Below are 1669 nucleotides of genomic sequence, written 5' to 3'. Positions count from 1 at the left end.
TATCTTGCTTAAGTGGATCCGTACCCTTATCAACTTCCTGCTTGTCAGTTAGACCGTCTCCGTCTGTATCTACTGTTTCATTAGGTCCTACTGCAACATAGCGAGGATATCTTGAACGAGGCTGTACAATTCCAGCTACGACAGGTAATTGTGAAGCCACTACCCCATCTTGAACATCCGCTTCTATTTCCCACTTGTAAGCATTGTGAGAAAAATTTTCCCATGAATTGATACCAAACAGTAACTGATTTTTTTCTTTCCACTCAGTTGGAATATCGGAACCTGAACCAACCTTTCCTATTTTTTCCCAAAATTCATTCCATTTTCCTTCGTTTCTAGGGTCAAAATCAGGATTGAAAACTAATTCTCTTGTCGCACCAGGAAATTCATGCACTCCCAAATCGTGCACTAATTTCCACGGCAATCCCCCTCCCCCTGTTTTTCCATCAGAATTATAAGTTCTAATCCTAACCGTCCGATGATCCAAACCAGTTGGTAACCAAGCAGTAAGTCCTGGCCTAGCCCAGTATTCATAATTTTTATTGAAAAGTATTGTATATTTTACATGCTTGCCATTTTTTGATATCTCAGTTCTTACTTGTACTGATTGCTTAGCATACCCAACTTCTCTAGGTGTATCCCCAAGATAAGTCACATTATCTACCGTTTCAAAATGAGCAGAAACGGTAGATATATCACTGCCTAAAAAGGAGAGTCCTACCAACACAGAAGCCGCGCCAAATTTAAATTTTCTGAGAGAGTAGCGAAAGGCTTTCTCTCCACCTTTTTTCTTATTTTGTATCAATTTCAACAATTATTTTTCTCCTTATGTTCTAAGTAATTCTTTCTGTGAACTCCAAGGCCAGCCAGCTTTTTTCTGACTTCAGAAAGCCTCAAGTGTAGCCGTCTGCTTCCTGGGTATCAATGATGGCAAAGACTCCTACAGGGCAAAAACCATGCTCTGGATAGTCCAAGCCTGGTAATAAGCAGAGGTACCAACGCCTGTAGATACATACCAGGTGCTCCTTCATCGCTCAAACCGCCATTATGTTGGATGACAATCCTATCGATAGCTAAACGATTGTCATCGCTATTCATGATTTCTTCGTCGACATCAGCGATAAGACCTGAAAATAAATCACCATTTATCCGTTTTGTTTTAACCTTAATCACCTCCTAGTTATCTTCCTTTAGGTGTTGAAACATTGAAATCTGCACTCTTTCCATTTCTAAAAAACCATCTACTAGCTACTCAACCACATCCGTACTGGTTAGACCATAAGCTTGTTTAACAGTCTCCGTCTAAACTGAGTTTTCTTTCAAATGCACCGAGACAAACTCAAGTTTCAAGGAAGTTCCTGTCTTTTAAGCACAAAAAATCGCAATCAAAAAACCGGAAACAATCTCAGCAATCTCCAAGACCTTGTAGCGTCTGCGATGCTGGAAACTTTTCCCCTGAAAGCAGGTGATTTGCTTTTCCAATCACTCTGTCATATAGACTTCTTCTGGTGTCATATAGAACTCCTCTCTGTTTTGTTTACCACTATCATAATAATACATAATAGAAAGTGAATCAACTTGTAGATTGTAAAACTAGACTTCCTGCAAAACTAGAATCCTAGTTCACGGTTGATAATGCCAGCAATCGAGTTCATTCGTAAGCCGAAGC

2 protein-coding genes and 1 pseudogene are annotated in these 1669 nt (G+C 39.8%); all 3 read right to left on the bottom strand.

The window, feature by feature from the left end; translation table 11 throughout:
- Window positions 1-814: YSIRK-type signal peptide-containing protein (locus HT719_RS11055; RefSeq protein ID WP_172929228.1), on the bottom strand; the 814-nt coding region annotated here is incomplete at its 3' end.
- Between the two features lie 79 nt (window positions 815-893).
- Complete coding sequence (locus tag HT719_RS11050; RefSeq protein WP_153300005.1) at window positions 894-1031, bottom strand: hypothetical protein; 138 nt, start codon at window positions 1029-1031, stop codon at window positions 894-896.
- A gap of 337 nt (window positions 1032-1368) precedes the next feature.
- Window positions 1369-1482: pseudogene (locus HT719_RS11045) on the bottom strand (DUF4231 domain-containing protein); the annotation flags it as partial.
- Between the last annotated feature and the right edge of the window lie 187 nt (window positions 1483-1669).

The organism is Streptococcus sp. k-378 (assembly GCF_013277505.1).
In the GTDB taxonomy this organism is placed as follows: Bacteria; Bacillota; Bacilli; order Lactobacillales; family Streptococcaceae; genus Streptococcus; species Streptococcus pseudopneumoniae.
Note: the sequence above shows the minus strand (reverse complement) of the source record. Positions and strands in the feature narration are given on the sequence as shown.